Origin of the sequence: Streptomyces sp. NPDC127117 (genome assembly GCF_042677325.1) — a bacterium.
In the GTDB taxonomy this organism is placed as follows: domain Bacteria; phylum Actinomycetota; class Actinomycetes; order Streptomycetales; family Streptomycetaceae; genus Streptomyces.
On the sequence record NZ_JBHXTM010000023.1, the window covers coordinates 98,636 to 118,604 of the forward strand.

Here is a 19,969-nt window from a genome sequence, read left to right on the forward strand (position 1 = left end):
ATGATCGGACAAGCTCTGAACCGCGTCGACGGTCCGTTGAAGGTCTCCGGCCGGGCCACATACGCCTACGAGCAGTGGGGGGCCGGCCAACCTCTCTACGGGTTCATCGTGGGCGCGACGATCGGCAAAGGCCGCATCACCCGGATCGACACCGAGAGCGCCGAACGCGCACCTGGCGTAAAGATGGTGATGACCTATCACAATGCCCCCGCCCAGGGTGTCCGTGATGAGTCCGTTCCGTCCGAATACTGGCGCGCCCAGCCGGTGCTGACCGGCCCCGACATCCACTATTACGGCGAGCCGGTGGCACTCGTCGTCGCCGCGGCCTTCGAACAGGCCCGAGCGGCGGCCGATCTGGTCGAAGTCAGGTACACCGGCGTGCGCGGACGTTTCAACTTTGCCGAGCAGGAAGACGAGGTGTACATCCCGAAAGTGGTCAACGCCGGCATTCCCACCGACACTGCGGTCGGCGAATTCGATGCCGGGTTCGACAGCGCGGTGGTGAAGGTCGACCAGCAGTACACGACGCCGTACGAGTTCTCGATGCCGATGGAACCGCACGCGTGTCTGGTGGAACCGCGCGACGAGGACCTGGTCGTCTACGTCAGCTGCCAGATCGTCGACGCGGCGCGGGCCTCGGTCGCCAGCACGCTTCGGATCGACCCGGAGCTGGTCCACATCGTCACCCCCTTCGTCGGCGGGGGATTCGGCTCCAAGCTGGGCATCCATTCCGAGACCGTCCTGGCGGCGCTCGCCGCTCGCCAATTGCGCCAACCGGTCAAGGTCGCGATGACCAGGCAGCAGATGTTCCAGCTTGTCGGCAACCGCCCCACATCCAGCCAGCGGGTTCGACTGGGCGCGGAGCAGGACGGACGGCTGACCGCGATCGCCCATGACGTCACCATGCACACCAACCCCGACCTGGAGTACGCCGAGCAGACCGCCGCCACGACCCGGAGTCTCTACGCCGCACCCCACCGGTTGACCAGCCACCGGCTTGCGCCGCTCGATCTGCCGCCTGGGACGGACGTACGCGCGCCGGGCGAAGCGCCGGGCATGCTGGCGGTCGAGTCGGCGATGGACGAGCTGGCCCATGCGCTGGGAATGGACCCGGTCGAGCTGCGGATCCTCAACGAGCCCACCGTCGATCCCGAGCGAGACGTGCCGTACAGCGACCGGCACCTGGTCGAGTGCCTGCGCGAAGGCGCGCGCCGGTTCGGCTGGCAGCACCGCCCCGCCACCCCGGCGAGTGTGCGCGATGGGCGGTGGTTGGTCGGCTACGGCATGTCGGCCGCCATCCGTGGGCACTTCCAAGGGCCGGCAGCAGCGCGGGTGAGGTTGGAGGCTGACGGCAGCGCCGTCGTCCAGACGGACATGACCGATCTCGGCACGGGCACGTACACCGTCCTGACTCAGGTCGCGTCCGACGGGCTCGGACTGCCGCCCGGTCGGGTGCGGATCGAGCTCGGGCGTTCCGAGTTTCCTGCCAGCTGGGGGTCCGGCGGCTCGTGGGGCGCCGCCAGCTCGAGCAATGCGGTGCATGGTGCGTGTATGGCCCTGCGCGAGAAGCTCCTGGCCGTGGCGCGCGGCGACACGCGCTCTCCGCTGCATGGCCTGGACCCGGCAGACGCCGTGTTCTCGGATGGCAACGTGGTTGTCGGCAGAGCATCCGAGGCGCTGAGCGAGATCGTCGCACGCAACCATCCGGAAGGCTTCGAGGCGGAGGGCGGTACCCGCTTCATGGGCGATGATCCGAACTACACGGACTACTCGATCAACACCTACGGGGCCCATTTCGCTGAAGTGGGGGTCGACGCGGACACCGCCGAGATCCGTCTGCGGCGGATGCTCGGCGTGTTCTCGGTGGGCCGCGTGCTCAACGCGAAGACAGCTCGCTCGCAGCTGATCGGCGGGATGATCTGGGGAGCCGGCGCGGCCCTCGAAGAAGAGGCTGTAGTCGACCTGCGGTCCGGCGCCTTCGTCAACCGGGACTTCGCGCAATACCTGGTGCCGGTCCACGCGGACGTCCCCGACGTCGACGCGGTCGTCCTTGACGGGTACGACGACAAGGCCAACGTCCTGGGCGCGAAGGGCGTCGGCGAGCTGGGCATTTGCGGGGCCGGTGCGTCGGTCGCGAACGCGGTGTTCAACGCCACCGGCGTGCGCGTGCGCGACTTCCCCATCACCATCGAGAAGGTGCTGCCCGGTCTACCACTGTTGGATAACTGAATCCGTGACAACGGTGCCGGTCCGCCGGCCAGTGGGCTCTGGGTGACGCGCGCACCAGCTATCGCGTCAGGGGCATCCCCGTGTCAAAGACGGCTCGCTCGATGCCCTCCAGGACGCCAAGACCTGCGTCACATCCAGTGAGTCGACCTCGACATCCGACCACCGAGCTCGGTGTCGGGGCGGGCCAGGGCGTGGCGGCCCTGGTGGACGATGGCGTTGTTGCGGGTGATGGTGGGCACTTCGCCGCATCCGGCATCGACACCGACTGAGCCCCGGTACCCGTTCGTCGCCCGCCGGGGAAGGCCGCGCACCGCCGTCACGCGGGCGCCTCCAGCGCCTACGGCTGCTCCGACGCTCCCGACGGCTCCGGCTCGCCCAGCTGCTCCGACAGCGGCGCCGCTCGCACCACGGTCAGCCGGTTATGAGGACTCCGAGTACGACAACTAGGACGGCAGCGCCGGTCCGTGCGGGTCACGATTGGCTTGCGTTCAACGTCCGGCGGCCAGCACCAACAGCCTGGGAAACCGTGCGACCGTCACTGGCACTCGCTGGCGAGCGCCAGGTCATGGATCATGAAGTGGAGTTGCACGTCGTCCATCGACTCCGCCCACAGCCCCTCGGCGTCTAGCACGGAGGCCGCGACCATCCGAGCCTCAGCGACGAGTTCGGGGTCGTACTTGAAGCCTGGCCAAGGAAGGACGGGGTAGTCGTTCTTCTCGCCGAACTGCCGCACCCTCTCCATGTCGCCCAGGGCGGCGTGCGGGAGTGACTCGTTCGCCCAGGACCACAGCCAGGTCTGCTGGGCAACGCTGACACTGCCGATCACTGTGAGTCGGCCTGTGAGGAAAGCCTTGCCGTCGCGCGACCACGTGATCTGCGCGTCGTCCATCGACCAGTTGTATTGCACGTCTCCGGACAGGCCGTAGCGCTCGATCATGAGTGCCTGTCGCGAGCGGGCACGCTCCCGAGCCGCGAGCACGACCGCCTCCCAGCCGGAGCGGTCATGCTTCGAGTGGTCGTCCACGTTGCCTCCTCGTGCAGAACTGTCGGCAAGATCCTGCCACCCCGGCCTGTGGCCAGGACTACCCGGCCTGGACTCGCCAGTGTCCGGATGGACCACGTGTCGCTCATCCTGGCTCGCCGTCGCGACGAGCGTGCCGTCGGGACTGAACGCCACGCTGTCGAGGGAATCCGAATCGTCGTCGGTCGTGGTGATGGAGGCGAGCTGCCGCCGCTGGGCCACGTCCCACAGCGCCACGACACTGCTGTCCGTTCTGGTGGCGAGCAGACGCCCGTCCGGACTGAAGGCGACCTCGGTCACCGACACCGTGGTGTTGCCGGGCGCGGGACGCAGGGCCAGGGGCGCGCGGATCTTGCGGCGGACCACATCCCACAGCCGCACCCTGCCGTCCTTGCTGCCCGTTGCGAGGGTCTCGCAGTCGGGGCTGAACGCCACACCCTCCGGTGCCTTGCCCCGCGGGTAGCCGCCGAGCGTTGCCGTCGGTGCCATCTCGGTGGGTGTGCCGTTGCCGGAGGAGTTGCCGGGCAGCAGTACGGCGACCAGTACGGCGATCCTGGCCAGCACCCCGACCCCGCCCACCAGTGCGGGAACGGACATCGGCGGCGTGTCCGTGAGGGGAACGGGCTGCGCGGGCTCGGGTACGGTCACCGTGCCCGGCACCGGGCTCTGACCCTGCGGCGCGGCGGGCGCGGTCGCGGCATCGTGGAACGCGGCTGCGGGGTCAAGGACGGTCCGCTGCGAGGGCACGGCAGGTGCCGGGGAACCGGTGTCGGTGGTACGGCACAGCCGGATGACCTCGGTCAGACCGGCCGGTTCCGCTGGTCCTTCTCCAGACAGCGGGCGGCTATGGTCCGCACCGGTTCGGGGCAGCCGTCGAGGTCCGGGGTCTGCATCCAGGATGCGGTACAGCACGCTGTGCCCCGTGCCGCCGAACGCCGGCCGTGCCGTGGCGGCGAACGCGGCGATGGCGCCGAGCGCGAAGACGTCGACGGCCTCGGTGAGGCTCTCACCCCTGATGTACTCGGGAGCCATGCAGCCGGGCGTCCCGGCTGCATGCCCGTACTCGTCACCGACGTGACGTCCGCGGTCCGGGCGATCCCGAAGTCGATGGCCTTGGGGCCGTCGGCACTGAGGAGGATGTCGGAGGGCTTCAGATCGCGGTGGATCACCCCGGCCGCGTGGATGGACTGGAGTGCCTCGGCCACCTGCGCCGTCAGTGCCAGCACCCCCTCCACCGCCAGCGGCCTCCGCGCGGCCACCGCGTCGCGCAGAGCCGGCCCGGGGACGTACGCCGTGGCCAGCCACAGTTCGGCGGCGCCCAGATCAGCGTCGACGACCGGCACTGTAGAGGCCCTGCACCCGCCGAGCCGCGGACACCTCCTGCTCAAGCCGCTTAGGGAACGACGCGTCGGCCGCGTACTCGCGGTGCACGACCTTGACCGCGACCGTGCTGTCGGCCTTGGTACGCGCCAGGTAGACCCGGCCCATGCCGCCCGCACCGAGCAGGCCCTCCAGCCGGTACGGGCCCGCGGTGACCGGATCGCCGGATCCCAGCTGGCGGACCGGCGGTGGATCGGCCGGCCACCCCGGGGCGCCGGCCAGGTGCGGAACCGCGCGGGGGCCATGGTCCGGTTGGGACATGCCGACTGTCACCCCTGGCTGGTCGTGCCTGCGGCACGTGGGCAGCTGCCTCGTACGAGGAACGGCACCACGCGCCCTCACCGTACGGAACCCGGCGCCCCGTCGAGGCCCTCGCCTGTTCGAGCGTCAGCGTCATGGAGCCTCGGCCGAGGCGTCTGTCCCGGTCCTGTTGCAAGCGGGGCCGCCTCGCGGGAGCCGGCTTGGCGATGTCCCAGCCGCCCTGCGGGCGAATACTGCAAGTCTCGAATACCGACACTCCACCAGTGGCATACGGACACCGTGGACGCCCTGTTGCTGGGGTTCACCGGCCCCCGGCTCAGACCACTCCGTCTGGTTCTGGCGGCGGGGGACGAGGGCGGGCCGGCCCGGGTGTCCGCACGCCTGGAGCCCGTTCTCGCGGCTCGTGTCGGTGAGGCCTCATCCGGTCCCAGGCTCAGCCACGTCCGCTTGAAGATGGCTGAGCCATCGAGGTCTATCAGTGCGCTGCTGGGGCAGCTCACGAGCGAAAGGGAATCTCTCGCCACCCTCGTCAAGGAACTTGATCAGTTTGATGAGCGTGTGCTGGATCTCGATCAACCGTTGCTCGACGTAGAACTCGTATCCCAATACTTGGATGGACTCGTCCAGAGACGCAAACCACGCACAGAAATCCTGATCCGTGGCAAGGCGTCGGCAAAATTCTGCATAGCCGATGCATCCCTGCCCATCCCCATCATCACTGATCATCAACTCGCCGATGGCCCTCTGTTCGCCCCGAAAGAGGCGAAAACCCGTTCCTTGGTTCCGGTCCGAGCTGAATCGATTGGAGACCTCGTGGAGGAGGTCCACCACCCTCCGATTGTCCTCTCGATTACCCAAGTCCAAAAACTGAACCCGTCGCCTAATAATCTCCACCCAGCAGAAATACTCCGCGATCACGTACAACGTGTTGCCGCGTGCGTACTCCCTTTCTTGTGGGGTGCCTTCCTTGTAATAGAGTGTGAGGAACCCAAACTGGCTTCGAGTAATGTTGTAGATTCGCGACTGGAGATCGTGGGCAGCCCACAGGAGCGGGTCGCGGACACGACTCATGACGTCTTGGCGGGCCACATTCCGGGCGAGCGCCGCAGTCTGGCGCTCCAACTCCGCAGCCAGGAGTGCCTGCCGCCGACTGGCACGGGCGCTAATGACCACGCTCACCAGAGCCACAGCCCCCGAGATCGAGGCGACAACCAACTCTGTACTCATGGACGTGACGGTACGCGGTCACGGCGCGAAGGAAGCACGCCTCGTTCAGAGAAGCATGCATCCGATGCCCTGTACTGCAGGTGAACCCCGAAATGATCATTCGACTTGAAGAGATCGAGCAGGACCTTCTTGGCCGACGGGAACCTGCCGAGCAGGAGGGGTGGAAGGTGAGATCGCGACCTCGCGAGCTCCTCACCAACGCCGGCCAATGAGGCCATGCCCTCCTTCGTCCTGAACGACCGCCTGCCCGAAGGACTGGCCCTGGCCGCGGTGCGACGTTGCGAAGCGGACCTGGCGGCTCAGCGCAACATCACCCAGCACCACACCTGGGCGTGTCCGTTGAGGGCTCATGCAGCACCGCTGCCCTCATTCCGATTGGGCGCGTTTGAGCGCAAGGCTGATGCGGCGACGCCGGCGGTCCACGTCAAGGATGGCCACACGGACCTGGTCGCCGACCGCGAGCACCTCCTGCGGGTACTCGACGTTGTGATCGGCCAACTCGGCAAGGTGGACGAGGCCCTCGACGCCTTCTTCCACCTGGACAAACGCGCCGAACGGCACCAGCTTGGTCACCGTCCCCGAGACCGTGTCCCCGCCCTTGTGGGTATCGGCATAGTGCTGCCAGGGATCGGGCTGCAGCGCCTTCATGGACAGGCTCACCTGCTCCCGTGCGAAGTCGATGCCGATGATCTCGGCGCGGACTTCCCGACCGATCGGGGCAATGTCGTCCACCGAGTCGAAACGGGTCCAGGACATCTCGGGAACACGGAGGAAGCCGAGGAAACGGCCCAGATCGTCATCGAGGTGCACGTACACCCCGATGTCATTGAGACTCGTCGCGACAACACCGGTGACAGCCTCGCCCACTCGCAGCGAGCCAAGGAACGTCCGCCGCTCCTCGGCCCGGCTGCGATTGGTGCGCCAGCGTGCCCGGAGGACACCATCCCCGTCGGGCAGCACTGCCGCGAGTAGGGGATGGCGATCAGCTCGTTCCAGCGGAACCAACGCAACGCGGTGGCCCGGGCCCACCGTGATCTGGGGATTCGGCACGTCTGCACGTCCCATGCCCGGTTCGGCGACACACGCCCTGTGGAACCCCCCGCCCGGATACTGCCGTACGAGCAGTTGAAGGCGTTCCCCGTGCACGACGGCGGCGCGGATCACCTCGACGTCGTCGGTGAGGTCAGGCCATACCGCCAGCCGCGCCCGTGGGGTCAGACGCTCATGCACAGCCTCGACCTCGTGAGCGGTCGTCAGGCGGTGCCAGCGGTAGGCGTTGCCGGCCGGACGCTCCTCCAGCAGGACCCCGCCGTGGTCCGCGACCAGTGCGCCGACCTCAGACCAGAAATCCTCGTCGGCGGCCCGCGAGGCATCGGTCTCGTCGAGGGCCGGGTCGTAGGGTGAGCTTGCGACCCGGTCCGTGAACAGCCCAAGAATGCGGGTGCGGGACACGGCGTTCTCTTGGTCCCGGCCGCCGCCGATGTATATGTCGTCCCGGTCGCCGACATGGACGAAGAATCCATTGTCCGCCTGCAGCCGGCACCAGGCGCCCTCGCGCAGCACCATCGCCCGCAGCAACCCGAGACCTGTGGCGAGCGGGACGCGCGCGCCGTCGTGGAACCCGTCGCTGTCATAGGGGAAGAGCCCGCTCAGTCCATGTCCCCCTCTTCCCGCGAGGACGGAGAAGGAGAAGAACCCCTCGGCCATGGGATTGTCGATCGTCACCTGCTCGACGGCGGCATCGAGCGCGAACCCGGCCACGGCCGCCACACAGGCAGCAGCGACGCGTTCCCTCGAGTCATACGCGATGAAGGTGCTGTCTCCTCCGGCCGCCGCATCGACGTCAGCAGGGTCGTACGGAGTGATGCGGTACACAAAGGGCGCCATGTCAGCGGCCCGGATGGCTCGTAGTTGCCCGGAGGGCCGGTCGGGGGTGGACAGGGGGAATGATCACCCGCGGACTCTACCGGCATCGGGCCCGGCACGAGCGGGATTCATTCTCGGCAACGGCGACCCGGATCGGGGGCGCAAAGTCGGGGCGGCTTGAATACGGACATGGACTCCCCGATCCGGGCCGCGCACATATCCGCCGCAGTCCCCTCGTAGGCTCATGCGCTGCCCGGTAGAAAGCCGCCAGTCCATCAACTGACCGACCCACAGGCCCGACACATCCTGAACTGCGACCTCCATCGGTTCCGGTGCGTAAGATGCCCCCTACGCCGAGACCATTGAACAGCCAAGGACTGCTCATGATCCTCGACCCCGACGCGATGCTCGAAGCCGTCACATCAAGCCTGCAGGACCTGCCGTTCCCGTGGAGCGGGGATCCCGTCGAGATCGTCGGCTGGGGCTTCTCGAACGTCGTGCTCCGGGTCGGCACCGACGTCCTCGTCAGGGTGCCGCGCACTCCCGAGGCCAAGGACGGAAGCAAGCACACCGCCGAGGTCCTGCGGCGACTGCCGCCCCTGTCGCTGGCCGTTCCCGAGGTGCTCGGAATGCTTCCGGCCGGGCCGCGGCTGCCCTTCGGCGCCGTGCTTCTCAGGAGGCTGCCAGGCGTTGTCGTGGACGACGACGTCGCTCGCGCGGATCGTGAAGCGTTCACCGGCGACCTGACCGCTTACGTCTCGGTGCTGCACAACTGCGGCGACGAACCGCTGCTGGGCATCCTCGGGGCGGACGGGGCCGGACGGGCGATCGACGCCCTCGATGCCGAGACGGCCGCAGCCACCGCGGACCGGCTGGCCGGTCGCGAGCGGCAGGTGTTCGAACGGTGGGCCACAGCCTATCGGTGGTGGCTCGCCGGTGCCGAGGTCGTGCCGATCCACGGCGATGTCTGGCCCGGCAACCTCCTGCACACCTCCGGGAGGCTGTCCGGCGTCCTGGACTGGGACGAGGCGAGGATCGGCCCCCGGGCCGTCGATCTGTGCGGCGTCCGGTGCCTGGGCCGCGACTTCGCCGAGGAGATGATGAGTGCCTATGCGGCCCGGAACTCCTGTGACTACGAAGTCTTGCACCAAGAGACCAGGCTCGCCGGAGTCCGACGTGAACTGCGGGGCGTCACCTGGTCCTTACGCCACGACGACCCCGAGGAACTCGAGGAGTCCCTGGACAAGGTGCGGCGGTCCCTGTACGAGTTCATGCTCCCGCCCGCCTGACACGGCCGTCGCCCGTCTGTCTGTTCGCGGCCTTCACCGGAGCGCTGAGCTTGTCGTTCTCCACGTCTGCCACGGCATGCGCTTCCGCGGGCTGACCGCCACGGCGGCCTGAGCGGGGCCGGGCCCGGCCGGGGGCCGGGCGGAGGACCCGTGTCGTACCTCCGTGGTACTCATGTCCCATGAGCCAGTTCCGCGACTTCAACCTCAAGCTGCTCGTCATCGAGGAGCTCATGTACGGCCCCGAGCCGCTCCTCCCGGTCTACGACCTGCCCGCGCGGCTGGCCGGGCGGGGGATCGGCGACCCCGCGTCCTACGTCCTGGAGAACGGCCTCCACGCGGAGGTGCTGCCGGAGTCCCGGGCCCATTTCGAGGCCCTGGAGATCCCGGCCGAGTTGCTCGCCCGCGTTGAGGAGCTGTGCTTCGACGCCGGGGCGGACGTCTTCCGGCACTGCGCCCCCGCCTGGGACGGCGAGGACGACCTGTTCGACGTCCGCTCGCTCGACGACCTTGCGCTGCTGCCCAACCTGCGGGAGGTCACCTTCGTGGAGGACGGCGTCCTGGCGGTTCCGGATGCGGCGGAGGTCTTCGCCACCTCCGGCATCGACACCGACTGAGCGCCGGCAGCCATTCACCGCCGCCGCCCCGGCCGGGGAAGGCCGCGCGCACCGCCGCCATGCGGACGCCTCCAGCGCCTACGGCTGCTCCGGCGCCTACGGCTGCTCCGGCGCCCACGGCTGCTCCGGCGCCCACGACGGCCCCGGCTTGCCCAATGCCATTCGGGCAAGTGCTCCCATTCCCTTTAGAGGCCTGGTCCGATCGGACGGTTTCGGCGGCATCAGACGGGAAATCGGCGTGCAATTCCGATAGGCGCACCAATTCGGGCCGCGATCTTCGTATTCCGGACCCGTCGGCCACCGCCCGCCCGGCGAGGACTTCCCGGCCACCGGTCGTGGACGGGCGTTGCGGACTGACGGAATTCGTCACGCTGCCTCGTACCAGTGCGCCGTTTTTCGGCCTTGGCCCCGCCGCGTCCCCTGTCGGCGGGGCCACCTGCGGCCCGGCCCGGCTGTCACACCTGCCCAGCACCGACACCCGCCCCTTGGGGCAGCGTCGGGAACGGTCGGCGGGGCACAAGTGACGGTCAGTGGATGCCGGCCGTGGCCCAGGCTGTGTGGATCTGTTCGTAGGCGGTCTGGACATGGGTGTCCTGCGGCGTGCTGAGAGCGAGGGCGGTGGCGAGCGTGCGGACAGCGGGAATGTCGAGCAGCAGCACGGCGAGCACGCGGTTGAGCCGGCCGACGATGTCGGCGGCGGCCTGGGGCGGGTGGCAGTCCTCGCCCACTTCCTGAAGCAGACCGCCGAGCCCGGAGGCATCCGGTTTCCCGTCCTGTGCCTGCTGCAGGGCGATGTGGACCTGCCACAGGGCCTCGGTCTCCCATGCGGGCACCGCCCGGTGGAACACTGCGTCGGAAGTGACTCCGAGGTCGGCGGCAGGGGGACCGGGGGCTGGGGGAGGGCCGTGGCGAGGTTGTTGATGGCATCGACCGCGGCCCGGTACCGGGCATCGGGCAGGCCGGCCGAACAGACCGGTTCGGATGCCGTCGCCGGCCGGGGTACGCCTACCGGCGTGCCGGAGGGGCTGGTTGTGCGCGGACCGCAGGCCGGGTGTGCCGGTGCTGCCCGGTTCCGTGGTCCGCGCGGGGTGGACTGCTAGAAGTTGCACCTGGCGTTGTCGGCGAAGATTCCCCAGTGGACTTTCCGGCATTGCACCCCATGGCGCCCCGGCCGTCGTTCACCAGTCCGGTTCCCCCTCCCCGGAGGGGCTGCTGTATCGAGACCCGCTCCGGCAGGCCCAGGTACTTCAGTATCTCGTCGTGATCGGCCTCCGCTCGCCCCGGAGGCCGCTGCTTTCGCTTCTTTTCGTTGGAAACGATCCGCCGCTGCGTCGTCCGGCGAAACCGCCACGCCGACGACCGGCGCCTACGCGCCGTCGTCGGCCGGGCCAACACTGCCTGATCCGGAATGCGCTATACGCCGGTGGTGCCGTCGATGCGCTCCCGGAGCAGGTCGGCGTGGCCGTTGTGGCGGGCGTACTCCTCGATCATGTGGACGTAGATCCAGCGGAGGCTGACGTCCTGCTCCATGAAGCGGCCGGTGTCGGTCAGAGCGCGGTCGGCGCAGTGCTCGCGGGCGCGGGCGATCTCCGCGTGCCAGGTGGCCAGAGCGTCGCGCAGGGTGGCTCCCTCGGCCAGCTCGAAGCCGCCGTCGGGGCCATCGGGGTTGGCCTGCGGGTCGTAGATGGGCGGGGCCTGTTCTCCGGCGAACACTCGGCGGAACCAGTTCCGCTCCACCTCCGCCATGTGCTGGACGAGGCCGGTCAGTGTGAAGGCGGATGGCGGCACGGATGCGACGGCGGACTTCTCATCGTCCAGGCCCTCGCACTTCATGGCGAGGGTGGTGCGATGAAAGTCGAGCCAGCTTTCGAGCGTGATGCGCTCGTCGGCGTTCAGGGGCGGCATAGGTCGTTCGATGATGGCCATCGGTCGATTATCACCAGCGGCCGAATCCGTCGACAGGCAGGGCCTCACAACGGGGCGAACGTTGCCTGATACGGCATCTGGCATGGTGTGCGGCCCGCCTGGTGCGGGCCGTCCGGAGGCGCTCCTGTACTTCAACCCCGCTACTGGGCCAGGCCGTTGGCGTCGAAGAGTGCCAGGGATTTGTCCCGCTTCGCAAGGAAGAATCCCGTGCCGGAAGACAATGACGCGTACGACGAAGAAGGCCTGCTCGACGAGACCGGTCCCGACCCCGAGGGCATCGATCTGGTCATGGCTCAGACCGGCTGTTCCAGGGGAGGGCGGTGAAGGCCCTGCGGGACAACGGTGGGGACTTGGTCAACGCTGTGATGGCTGTGTCGGAGTAGGCCCCGCGGTCCAGCACCGGGCGTTGAGGTTGGTCCCCGGCAGGGGACGGTCTGATGCCCGGTGGTGACGAAGCTGGACCGCAGGCGCGGTTGCATGTGACCGTGCGCTGTTCCTGATCTGCCCGGTGTGCGCACGTGGTTGTCCGTCACCTGCCGCGGGTGCTCGGCCAAGTCTGGACCCGCTTGGATACCAGCCACGGGGGTGGCGCGGCTTGCTGCGCTGCGCCAGGCCCTCGCCGACCGCGTCGCCTGACAGGCCACAGCCGCCAAGCGGGTCCGCCGTTGCTCGGTGAAGTCCTTTGCAGGCGTCATGTCGATCTCGGACGGCCATCGCGGTTCCGGCGACCCGGCCGCCGTTGAGGACGGCTACGGCAAGGGCGGGGAGATCGCCTCGAATCGGCGCGACGAGCAGGAGATGTTCGTCCTGTGCCTGCACATCCTCCAGTCCGCCCTGGTCTATGTGTTCTCCCGACTTTCTCGTTGAGGGAGTCCCGCGCGGTCCACTGCCGCAGTAGGTGACCAGTCGTGAATGAAGCCTCAAGCGATGCTTGAAACGTACTGCGCTTCACGTAGCTCCTTGAGTTGGGCGAAGGCTTCATCAGGAGGTGGAGCGCCCTCGCCTCGTCGGAGCGCACCCAGACAGTCCAACGCGTGCTCCACGAGCGGGCGAATGTAGCGGACGGGGTGGGCGTGACGGGTCATGGTGCTCCAGTCATCGACCATGGCCAAGACGTCCACGAGCCGAGCACGAACGGCGCTGTCCCGAATGCCGCGCGCGGCAATGGACAAGGGGCCGGTCAGTTCGTCGATCGGGCGGCCCCACTTGGCGCGCTGGTCCTCGCTCCAGTGCTTGACATTCGCGTCAGGGGCTTTCTGCGCGTACTGACGGATCTCCCACAGGCCTTTCTCAAGGCGTTCGATGGCTGTCGCTTCGGTCTCGGTGCGGCGCAGGTCTAGTGCGGCCTGCGCCTGATGCCTCTGAACAAAGTAGGCAGCGGCTCCTGAAACGAAGGCCCCGAGAAGTGTTCCGACAAGACCGAAGACGGCAGGTAGCCAGATATCCATACCCGTCAGCATTGCACGTGGCCCTGGCCTTCAACGGCGGATCTGCTCGGACCTCTTCGTCAGGAAGCTGTCCATTGTGGAAGGTCATGAGCGGTCACGGGTGGCGGTATCGGTGCGTCTGGCGATGTCGCGGAAGGCGGGGATACCGAGGTTGACGGTGGTGGTCCGGCGGGCCCGCTCGTCGAGCTGGGCGAGCTTTCGCTCGGCGCCGGCGAGGCTGTCCTTGAGGCACTCGACCTCGCCGTGCCAGCCCTCGCGTTCGGCTTCAGAGATGCGGTCGAGCAGGTTGTCGCGGATCTGCACGATGCGGTCGCGCTGGGCGGGGCCAGGCCGCAGGAGACTGCATCGAAGGCAGCTGTGTTCATGGACGCAACCGGTCCCGTAGGCTCGGCCGCAGTTGCCCAAGGCGACCCGGCGGCGCTCGAAGCGGCAGAGGAACTCCTCCCGCCGTGGGTGCAGCCGGTCCCATGCCTGCGCGGTCGCCTTCCCATAGAGCCGGGTGTCCGTGATCGTCATGGCCTGCTCGGTGCCCCAGGTGCTGGGGTCGCCGAAGACGAACTCGCCTCCGTGCTTGGGCAGCCGCCCGCCCTTGGGGTTGGCCAGGAAGAACTCTTCGCGCGAGGGTGCGGGTCGTCGCATCACGCGGTCGAAACGGAGCCGGCCGAGGATTTCCACGGGCAGCCCCGCCGGCAGATGGGCGATGCGGGGCGCGTCGTATCCGGCGTCCAGCACGACCAGGACCTCCGGGTCACCCGGCTGCCACTGATGGGCGGTGACGAGCCGCTCGACGACCTCGCGGATCTGCACCGCGGTCACTGCGGCGATGTCGGCGCCCGGCTCCAGGCGGACCGCGTCCAGCACCGCCGTCCATGACGTGCGGCCGGTCTCCGGCGCGGCCACGACCGAGTACGGCCAGCCGGGCACCATCTGATGCTTGCCCTCACCCCGGCCGAACGTGTGGCAAGGGGACCGGTCAGCACACGTGTTGGCGTCCGGCCGCAGCCACGGCGAGACGTCCACCGCCAGCACCAGCCGACCGTTCGCCGCCCTCGGAAGCGCCACCCCGGCCAGAGTTCGACGCAGTCGGCCGATGTCGATCTGCCCAGGTTGAGCCCGCCACACAGAGCTCCGTGACCGCGAACGTGCTCGGGCGCGAGCGCGAGATCGACCAGCGTCCGAACCGGCCCGTCCGTACACAACAGCGCGTCGCACAACTCGAACAACGCGTCGCCCCGCGCGGTCATGCAGGCGTACAACTCCGACCGGAAGAGTGACACTTCCGCGAACGCATCCCTCAGGACGCCCTGATGCACCAAACTCACGACCACCGCCTTCGCGCCGTTCCCATCCCGCTGTGGCGGAGCACAGGATCGGACGAAGGCCGCCTTCATGTCCGCTGAACTGCGAAAACGCCGATCAGGTTCGAGCCGCGTTCGACGCCGGACCATAAATGACAAGCTCAGCTCGCGGTGAACATGCTGCGCAAGCCACGCGTGGCATACGTGCCCCGCCCCGCCGCCAGTCGATTCGCCGGTGGAGCCCACGCTCCCCGCGCTGCGCCGCGTCGTCGACGACCTCGCCGTCGGCAGCCGTCAGTTTCGTCCCGGTCGCGCGTTCTGCCGCCGCTTACCAGAAGGCCGGGTCCGAGAAGTTCGCCGGCCCGAACCGGTCCCCGCCAGCCGCGGCACCTCTACGCTGAGCACGGGCACACCCCACTGCCCCGCACACCCTGGGAGACCGCGTGGGACAGCCACTGGAAGCCGGCCCGACGCCGCCGTCGTACCCGCCGAAGACCCCGCCTCCGCCGAAGAAGCCGCCGAACCCTCCCCGGCCGAACCCGCAGGACCCGCCAGCCCCGAAGCCGCCTACCAGCCTGATGCCGACTGCGCGGCGCGAGGTTGGCATGGTGAACCGGCGCGGCATGAACCGGGTCCTGGAGTCGGCCCCGTGGGCGGCCGGGAAGGCCCGGGGCGCGGTGGTGTGTCAGCTGGGGAAGTGGAAGTACCGGCCGGCCCAGGACACGGTCACGGTGGTCGAGGCGGTGACGACCCTCCTCGTCGAGGCCGCGGTTGCTGACGGCGGGACGACGGTGTCGGTGCACCTGTCGGATCAGGACGGGCAGGTGTGCATTCTCGCCCTCTCGCACCACACCGACCTCACCACCCGGGCCGACGACGTGGGCGGGGAAGTCCTGCGCCAGATCACCGCACACCGGGCCGTCACCGGGTGCGGGACCGATGCCGGGCCCGACGGGCGCCGCGTCTGGGCCGTCATCGAACTCTGACTCCAGGCGCAACAAAGCCCCGGACCGCAAGGGCCGGGGCTCATCGATGAAACGGCTCAGCGGCCCCTCTGCCCGAGCGCCGTCCCTCACATCGCGCTCGCGGCCACCCTGGCCAGTGCCGACCTGGACTGAACGAGATCAGCCAGCGCACCCTCCCCGGCCGGCGGAAACGTGATGACGTCCGGCCGCCCGGAGGCGCGATCCCGATCCGGCGGGCGGGGCGCCCCGGACCGCCGCCCGGAGCAGGCGCCGGCCACCGGGCCGGCCGGGCCGGCCCGTCTTTCGCGGCCAGCGGCACGGCAACGGGTACATGTACCCGTATGGCACGTGAACGGATTCGGTGGCCGACCGTCGTGGACCGGACCCACCAGATCGTGGAGGGCTACGAGGGCGCCGTCACGCTGCGCCAGGTCATGTACCGGCTCGTCTCCGAGAGCGTGCTGCCGCACACCCCGTCGACGTACCGGCACCCTTCCTCTCGGTGCGACGCATCCACCACGGGAGACGGGATGGGGCTGACCGGATTCGAACCGGTGTCCTCCCACACGCGGCGAAGGCGCGACGACCACTGCGCTACAAGCCCCACCCCGCTCGCAATCATACGAGTCACCTGCACCCTGTCACTTTCGAATTCTCGAAGGCCCGGCCCACGGCCTTGCCTCGCCCGTCCACCAGCGCATGCCGAGTTGATCGAGGTCCGCGCGGCGTTGTCCGGGGAGTTTCGCGGCGCGTTTGCGGATGTTGTCGAGCCACATGCCGAGCTTGACCACCACACCCCTGTCAGCGCCGCCCTGTCGGCCTGACAGTGCGTCCTCCGTCTTCCAGGTGCTCGATTTCCTTGCGGGGGACTCTCAGAGGGCGGTTCGTCACATGACCGCACTCGCCCCCGAGCGGCGGGTCGTGGCCTCCTGGTAGCGCCCCAGGACCATCAGGGTCCACACGCTGGTGGTGAGGGTGTCGATGGCCAGGGTGCTTACGGTGATGAACGCGGAGTGGCAGGCGAGGCGCTCCTCGTTGCTGCGCGCCGGGGCACCGGATCCGGGCGGTACCGGGGGAGGCGTGGTGGCGAAGTGCTGCCATCCCTGTCGGGTGGTCACCGGCCATACCCCGCGGGCAGGGTCCTCGCCGACGGGCGTGTTCCCCTCGTGTCTGTCCCGCTCATCCACGCCTGGCTGCGCAACGGCACCGCCCGCCGCGCCGGGATCCGTCGTGATCGGGGGAGAACCACAGGTCGCAGGGTCCGCCACGAGCGGGCCGCGCGCCGACTACTGACCTGCAGAAGGGTCTGCGCGCCTCCGGCCCTGTCACCGCCGTCCGATGCGGCAGCCACCCGGGTGTCCTCCGACAGGTGATCTCGACCGTTTACCAAGTGATCTTGAAAGCCGATGGGCTTCCGTCATATCGACTTGATCGGACCGTCGACGAGCGAACAGTCCGGTTGCCGCACCAGATTTGGCTATCCGGCTGGGGACGAGTTCTGTAGGCCGATCAGAACGGCGAGTTCGTCGCCGGTGAGCCGGCAGTGATTCGGTCGGGTGGGAGCGGGCATCTTCGCGATCCTCGGTCAGGGCGTCATGAGCGCTCGGTAGACGTCGTCGGGGATTTCGACCTCGGTGATGGGCGTCTTCCGCCGGCCGAAGTCCGCGCCGTGCTCGGAGGCGAGTCGACTCAGATGATCCTCCGCTCGCTGTGCGTACGATGTGTCGAATGCGGTCGGGTCGATCGCCGCGACGAACAGGCCTAGGCGTGGGGACCGGGTTCCGGAGTCGAAGGGCGCCGCATCCTGTGAGAACGATCCGCCGGCCACGGCGGCCAGCATCTCGACCATGAGTGCGATGTTGGCACCCTTGACGCCTCCGAACGGCAGGAGCGCGCCGCTCAGGGCGGCGCGTGCGCCGGAGGTCGGGTTGCCGTCGGCGTCGAGCGCCCAGCCGTCCGGAATGGTCTCGCCTCGCATCGCCGCGTCGCGGACGGTCACCCAGGCGGTCGCGCTCGTCGCCTGGTCGAACATCCGCGGACCCGACGGGTGAGGCAGCGCGCAGGAGAGCGGATTGGTGCCCGTGATTGCCACGCGCGCGCCGTACACGGCCATGAGCGCCGACGAGTTGGCGCATGCCAGGGCGATCAACCCTTCTTCGGCGACGCGCGATGTGTAGTGACCGAGCTCTCCGGCGCTGAAGGAGTTATACATGGCGAGAACGGCCACACCGCTGGTGCGAGCCCGCTCGACAAGGGCTCCGAGGGCGTGGTCGAACGCGAGCTGCGCGGTGCCGCAGTCGGCGTCGACGGTGACGACGGCGGCCCGAGCCGAGGAAACGCGGGGTCGGGCCACACCGTTCAGACGTCCGTATCGCAGAGCGGCTAGGTAGTCGAGCAGATGCGCCGCTCCCACTTCACGCCTGCCTCGTCGCTCGGCGGCAACGGTCGCTGACGCGAGAACTGCAGCCGTCTCTGGGGATCCGCCTGCGGACCGGATGGCAGATTCGCACAGTGATTCCAGAGCGTCCAGCGGCATCCGGTGGGAGGAACCGTTCGAAGTCATGTCCCTCAAGGCTATCGGAAGGCGCAGGGAAACAGGCCGTGTGGGGTCGTTCGGCCACGATTCTGTGGGAGCAAGAACTGGATCCAGCCGTGCTTCTTTCCGAGGAGCATGGCCTGCTGGGCTGGGGCTCGCGATCAGCGGCTCGCGTGAGCAGCGCGGCAGAGAACACGTCCATCTCGCGGCCGAGGATGCGGCGGAACTCATTGCCCACCCCGTTCACCCGGAACAGGATGGTCCCCTCCACTGGATCGACGCCGACGTTGTTGATCATGGTTGGTTGGTGGGGAACCGGGCTCGTGCAGCAATCATCCGTAGCCGGCGGATCACCGGGCCGGCGCCCGAAGTGTTCGCTGAACTCGTTGCCGATGTAGGCCCATTGCGGCATGAGCGGCATCAGACAGGGCCCATCTCGCGGCCTCGCCGGCGGGCCGTGGGCGCCGGGGCGAAACTCACAGTGCGGCCTCGCCACCCGCTGCTACGCCCTCAGCCCGGACAGCCGAGCCCTCCACAGCCCGCTCTCCGACAGGGGCGGGCACCACATGCCCGCCCCTTGCGCGTTCGTCTGCCGCGCCCGACCACCAGCGCATGCCGAGTTCATCGAGGTCTGTCCGGCGTTGTTCGGGGAGTTTCGCGGCGCGTTTGCGGACGTCGTCGAGCCACGTGCCGAGCTTGACCGCCACGCCCCCGTCAGCGCCGCCCCGACGGCCTGTCGGGCCGTCTTCCGTCTCCGGCAGCTCGACGTGTTTGCGGGGTACTCGCGTGCCCCTCGCGGGCATGGAACTGCCGTGCCGCCGCCAGGTCTACCGGCCAATTGATGTCCTGCGTCTGCTTCGCCGGCCGTTCGTTGTCCTGGGCCGGTGTGATCTTGAGAGTGTTCTACAGGATCCTCTGCTGTACGGACAGGAGCTGGTCCTACCCGAACCACTGCGCGTTCACCCAGCGTCCGAGGTCCTGGCCCTGGACGACGACGTCACCCGCAGCTTCCGGGAGCGTGCGGCCGGCCTGGACGAGGCGGTAGCAGCGCTGCCACCCGGTGTCCCATCCGGGCACCACCCGGATCGACCGCGTCCAGGTCGTTCCGGGTGGTGCCCGGTGCGGTGGTCGGGTGTGCCCGCCCGCCGGCGGACTCGGCACTGTCCCGGTGCACCGCGACGAAAGGGGCCGCCTGGTGGGGGAGGCTCTCGTGCTCCGGGCCGTGCCGGCGGGCTCAGTCGGTCGTGTTCGGGCGGTCGGCGGCGGTGACGAGGTCGGCGAAGGTGAGCGGTTCGCCCGGGGCGGGGGCAGGGGTAGGAGCGGGAGCCGGTGCGGCCTGCGTGGTCAGGCCGTCGAGGGCAAGGTCGAGATGACGGTGCAGCAGAGTGCCGTCCGCGTCGAGCCGGGAAAGACCACCGGGCAGGGGGCGGGACAGCCGGATCGACAGGAGGATCAGGTCCCCCGCCCCCACCTCGGGGCGCAGCCTGCCGGATTCGTGCGCCGCGTGGATCAGGTCGTCGAGCGCCCCCGATGTGCGGGTCCGGCTTTCGATCAACTCCTGGTCGACAACGAGCCGTTCGAGCAGCACCGGGATCACCGCGCCCATCCGGAGGTCGGCTGCCGCGTGGACGAAGCGCCGCACCGCGTCGTACGCGTCACCCTCCTCCCGCGCCGCCTGGTGGGCCGCGGCCTCAAGGCGTGAGAGCAGGTCACCGGTGAGGTCACGCACAAGTGCCTCGCGGTCGGCGTAGCGCCGGTAGAGCGTGGCCGGCCCCACACCCGCCCGGCGCACGATCAGGTCCAGCGGGGCGTCCAGGCCCCGCTCCAGGAACACATCGCGGGCGGCATCCAGGATCCGTCGTCTGCTGCGTTCGGCGTCCGCCCGCATGAGACCCACCTTCCATCAATG

16 protein-coding genes, 1 tRNA gene and 2 pseudogenes are annotated in these 19,969 nt (G+C 68.8%); 5 read left to right on the forward strand and 14 right to left on the reverse strand.

Features of this window, described 5'->3' with window-relative positions:
• Nucleotides 1-2,229, forward strand: a complete 2,229-nt coding sequence (locus tag ACFVH0_RS21470; protein ID WP_385822336.1) for a molybdopterin cofactor-binding domain-containing protein — start codon at nucleotides 1-3, stop codon at nucleotides 2,227-2,229.
• A gap of 535 nt (nucleotides 2,230-2,764) precedes the next feature.
• Here ACFVH0_RS21470 and ACFVH0_RS21475 read toward each other — a convergent pair.
• From ACFVH0_RS21475 to ACFVH0_RS21495, 5 genes and pseudogenes are all read right to left on the reverse strand, one after another.
• Nucleotides 2,765-4,282 carry a WD40 repeat domain-containing protein gene (locus tag ACFVH0_RS21475; RefSeq protein ID WP_385822338.1) on the reverse strand — a complete coding sequence of 506 codons (1,518 nt, stop codon included), beginning with the start codon at nucleotides 4,280-4,282 and terminating at the stop codon, nucleotides 2,765-2,767.
• Nucleotides 4,283-4,332: 50 nt separating this feature from the next.
• Nucleotides 4,333-4,593, reverse strand: a pseudogene (locus ACFVH0_RS21480) (protein kinase); the annotation flags it as partial.
• Nucleotides 4,574-4,891: a hypothetical protein gene (locus tag ACFVH0_RS21485; protein ID WP_385822340.1), complete on the reverse strand. Its 318-nt coding sequence runs from the start codon at nucleotides 4,889-4,891 to the stop codon at nucleotides 4,574-4,576. The pseudogene ACFVH0_RS21480 and the gene ACFVH0_RS21485, both read right to left, overlap by 20 nt.
• Before the next feature lie 417 nt (nucleotides 4,892-5,308).
• Entirely contained in the window at nucleotides 5,309-6,118 is an 810-nt protein-coding gene (locus ACFVH0_RS21490; RefSeq protein ID WP_385822342.1) for a hypothetical protein, read from the reverse strand.
• A 366-nt stretch (nucleotides 6,119-6,484) separates the two neighbouring features.
• The gene (locus ACFVH0_RS21495; protein WP_385822343.1) at nucleotides 6,485-7,993 is read right to left on the reverse strand and encodes a S1 RNA-binding domain-containing protein; all 1,509 of its coding nucleotides are present in this window, start codon (nucleotides 7,991-7,993) and stop codon (nucleotides 6,485-6,487) included.
• A gap of 374 nt (nucleotides 7,994-8,367) precedes the next feature.
• On the opposite strand from ACFVH0_RS21495, the gene ACFVH0_RS21500 reads away from it, so the two are divergent.
• Both ACFVH0_RS21500 and ACFVH0_RS21505 read left to right on the forward strand, forming a co-directional pair.
• Nucleotides 8,368-9,273, forward strand: coding sequence for a phosphotransferase family protein (locus ACFVH0_RS21500; protein WP_385822345.1), 906 nt, complete (start codon nucleotides 8,368-8,370; stop codon nucleotides 9,271-9,273).
• Between the two features lie 179 nt (nucleotides 9,274-9,452).
• Nucleotides 9,453-9,887, forward strand: coding sequence for a DUF6892 domain-containing protein (locus ACFVH0_RS21505; RefSeq protein ID WP_385822346.1), 435 nt, complete (start codon nucleotides 9,453-9,455; stop codon nucleotides 9,885-9,887).
• Between the two features lie 527 nt (nucleotides 9,888-10,414).
• Here ACFVH0_RS21505 and ACFVH0_RS21510 read toward each other — a convergent pair.
• Both ACFVH0_RS21510 and ACFVH0_RS21515 read right to left on the reverse strand, forming a co-directional pair.
• Complete coding sequence (locus ACFVH0_RS21510) at nucleotides 10,415-10,720, reverse strand: hypothetical protein (RefSeq protein ID WP_385822348.1); 306 nt, start codon at nucleotides 10,718-10,720, stop codon at nucleotides 10,415-10,417.
• 580 nt (nucleotides 10,721-11,300) lie between these two features.
• Complete coding sequence (locus tag ACFVH0_RS21515; RefSeq protein ID WP_385822350.1) at nucleotides 11,301-11,813, reverse strand: DinB family protein; 513 nt, start codon at nucleotides 11,811-11,813, stop codon at nucleotides 11,301-11,303.
• 672 nt (nucleotides 11,814-12,485) lie between these two features.
• On the opposite strand from ACFVH0_RS21515, the gene ACFVH0_RS21520 reads away from it, so the two are divergent.
• Nucleotides 12,486-12,680, forward strand: coding sequence for a hypothetical protein (locus ACFVH0_RS21520; RefSeq protein WP_385822399.1), 195 nt, complete (start codon nucleotides 12,486-12,488; stop codon nucleotides 12,678-12,680).
• 53 nt (nucleotides 12,681-12,733) lie between these two features.
• On the opposite strand, the gene ACFVH0_RS21525 is transcribed toward ACFVH0_RS21520, so the two are convergent.
• Together ACFVH0_RS21525 and ACFVH0_RS21530 are read right to left on the reverse strand one after the other, a co-directional pair.
• On the reverse strand, nucleotides 12,734-13,261 hold the full coding sequence (locus ACFVH0_RS21525) for a hypothetical protein (protein WP_385822353.1): 528 nt from the start codon (nucleotides 13,259-13,261) through the stop codon (nucleotides 12,734-12,736).
• Between the two features lie 447 nt (nucleotides 13,262-13,708).
• Nucleotides 13,709-14,583, reverse strand: a pseudogene (locus ACFVH0_RS21530) (transposase); the annotation flags it as partial.
• 581 nt (nucleotides 14,584-15,164) lie between these two features.
• Between ACFVH0_RS21530 and ACFVH0_RS21535 the strand changes: the two are divergent.
• Complete coding sequence (locus ACFVH0_RS21535) at nucleotides 15,165-15,545, forward strand: hypothetical protein (RefSeq protein ID WP_385822355.1); 381 nt, start codon at nucleotides 15,165-15,167, stop codon at nucleotides 15,543-15,545.
• A 510-nt stretch (nucleotides 15,546-16,055) separates the two neighbouring features.
• Here the strand turns inward: ACFVH0_RS21535 and ACFVH0_RS21540 are convergent.
• The 5 genes from ACFVH0_RS21540 to ACFVH0_RS21560 form a co-directional block, all read right to left on the reverse strand.
• Nucleotides 16,056-16,129: transfer RNA gene (locus ACFVH0_RS21540), tRNA-Thr, on the reverse strand.
• Nucleotides 16,130-16,411: 282 nt separating this feature from the next.
• A complete protein-coding gene (locus ACFVH0_RS21545) occupies nucleotides 16,412-16,642 on the reverse strand; it encodes a hypothetical protein (RefSeq protein WP_385822357.1) in 231 nt (76 codons plus the stop codon).
• Between the two features lie 467 nt (nucleotides 16,643-17,109).
• Nucleotides 17,110-18,087, reverse strand: a complete 978-nt coding sequence (locus ACFVH0_RS21550; protein ID WP_385822359.1) for an Ldh family oxidoreductase — start codon at nucleotides 18,085-18,087, stop codon at nucleotides 17,110-17,112.
• A gap of 912 nt (nucleotides 18,088-18,999) precedes the next feature.
• Nucleotides 19,000-19,137 (reverse strand): hypothetical protein, encoded by a 138-nt coding sequence (locus tag ACFVH0_RS21555; protein WP_385822360.1) that lies wholly within the window; start codon nucleotides 19,135-19,137, stop codon nucleotides 19,000-19,002.
• A 157-nt stretch (nucleotides 19,138-19,294) separates the two neighbouring features.
• Nucleotides 19,295-19,948, reverse strand: coding sequence for a TetR/AcrR family transcriptional regulator (locus tag ACFVH0_RS21560; RefSeq protein WP_385822362.1), 654 nt, complete (start codon nucleotides 19,946-19,948; stop codon nucleotides 19,295-19,297).
• Nucleotides 19,949-19,969 lie beyond the last annotated feature (21 nt).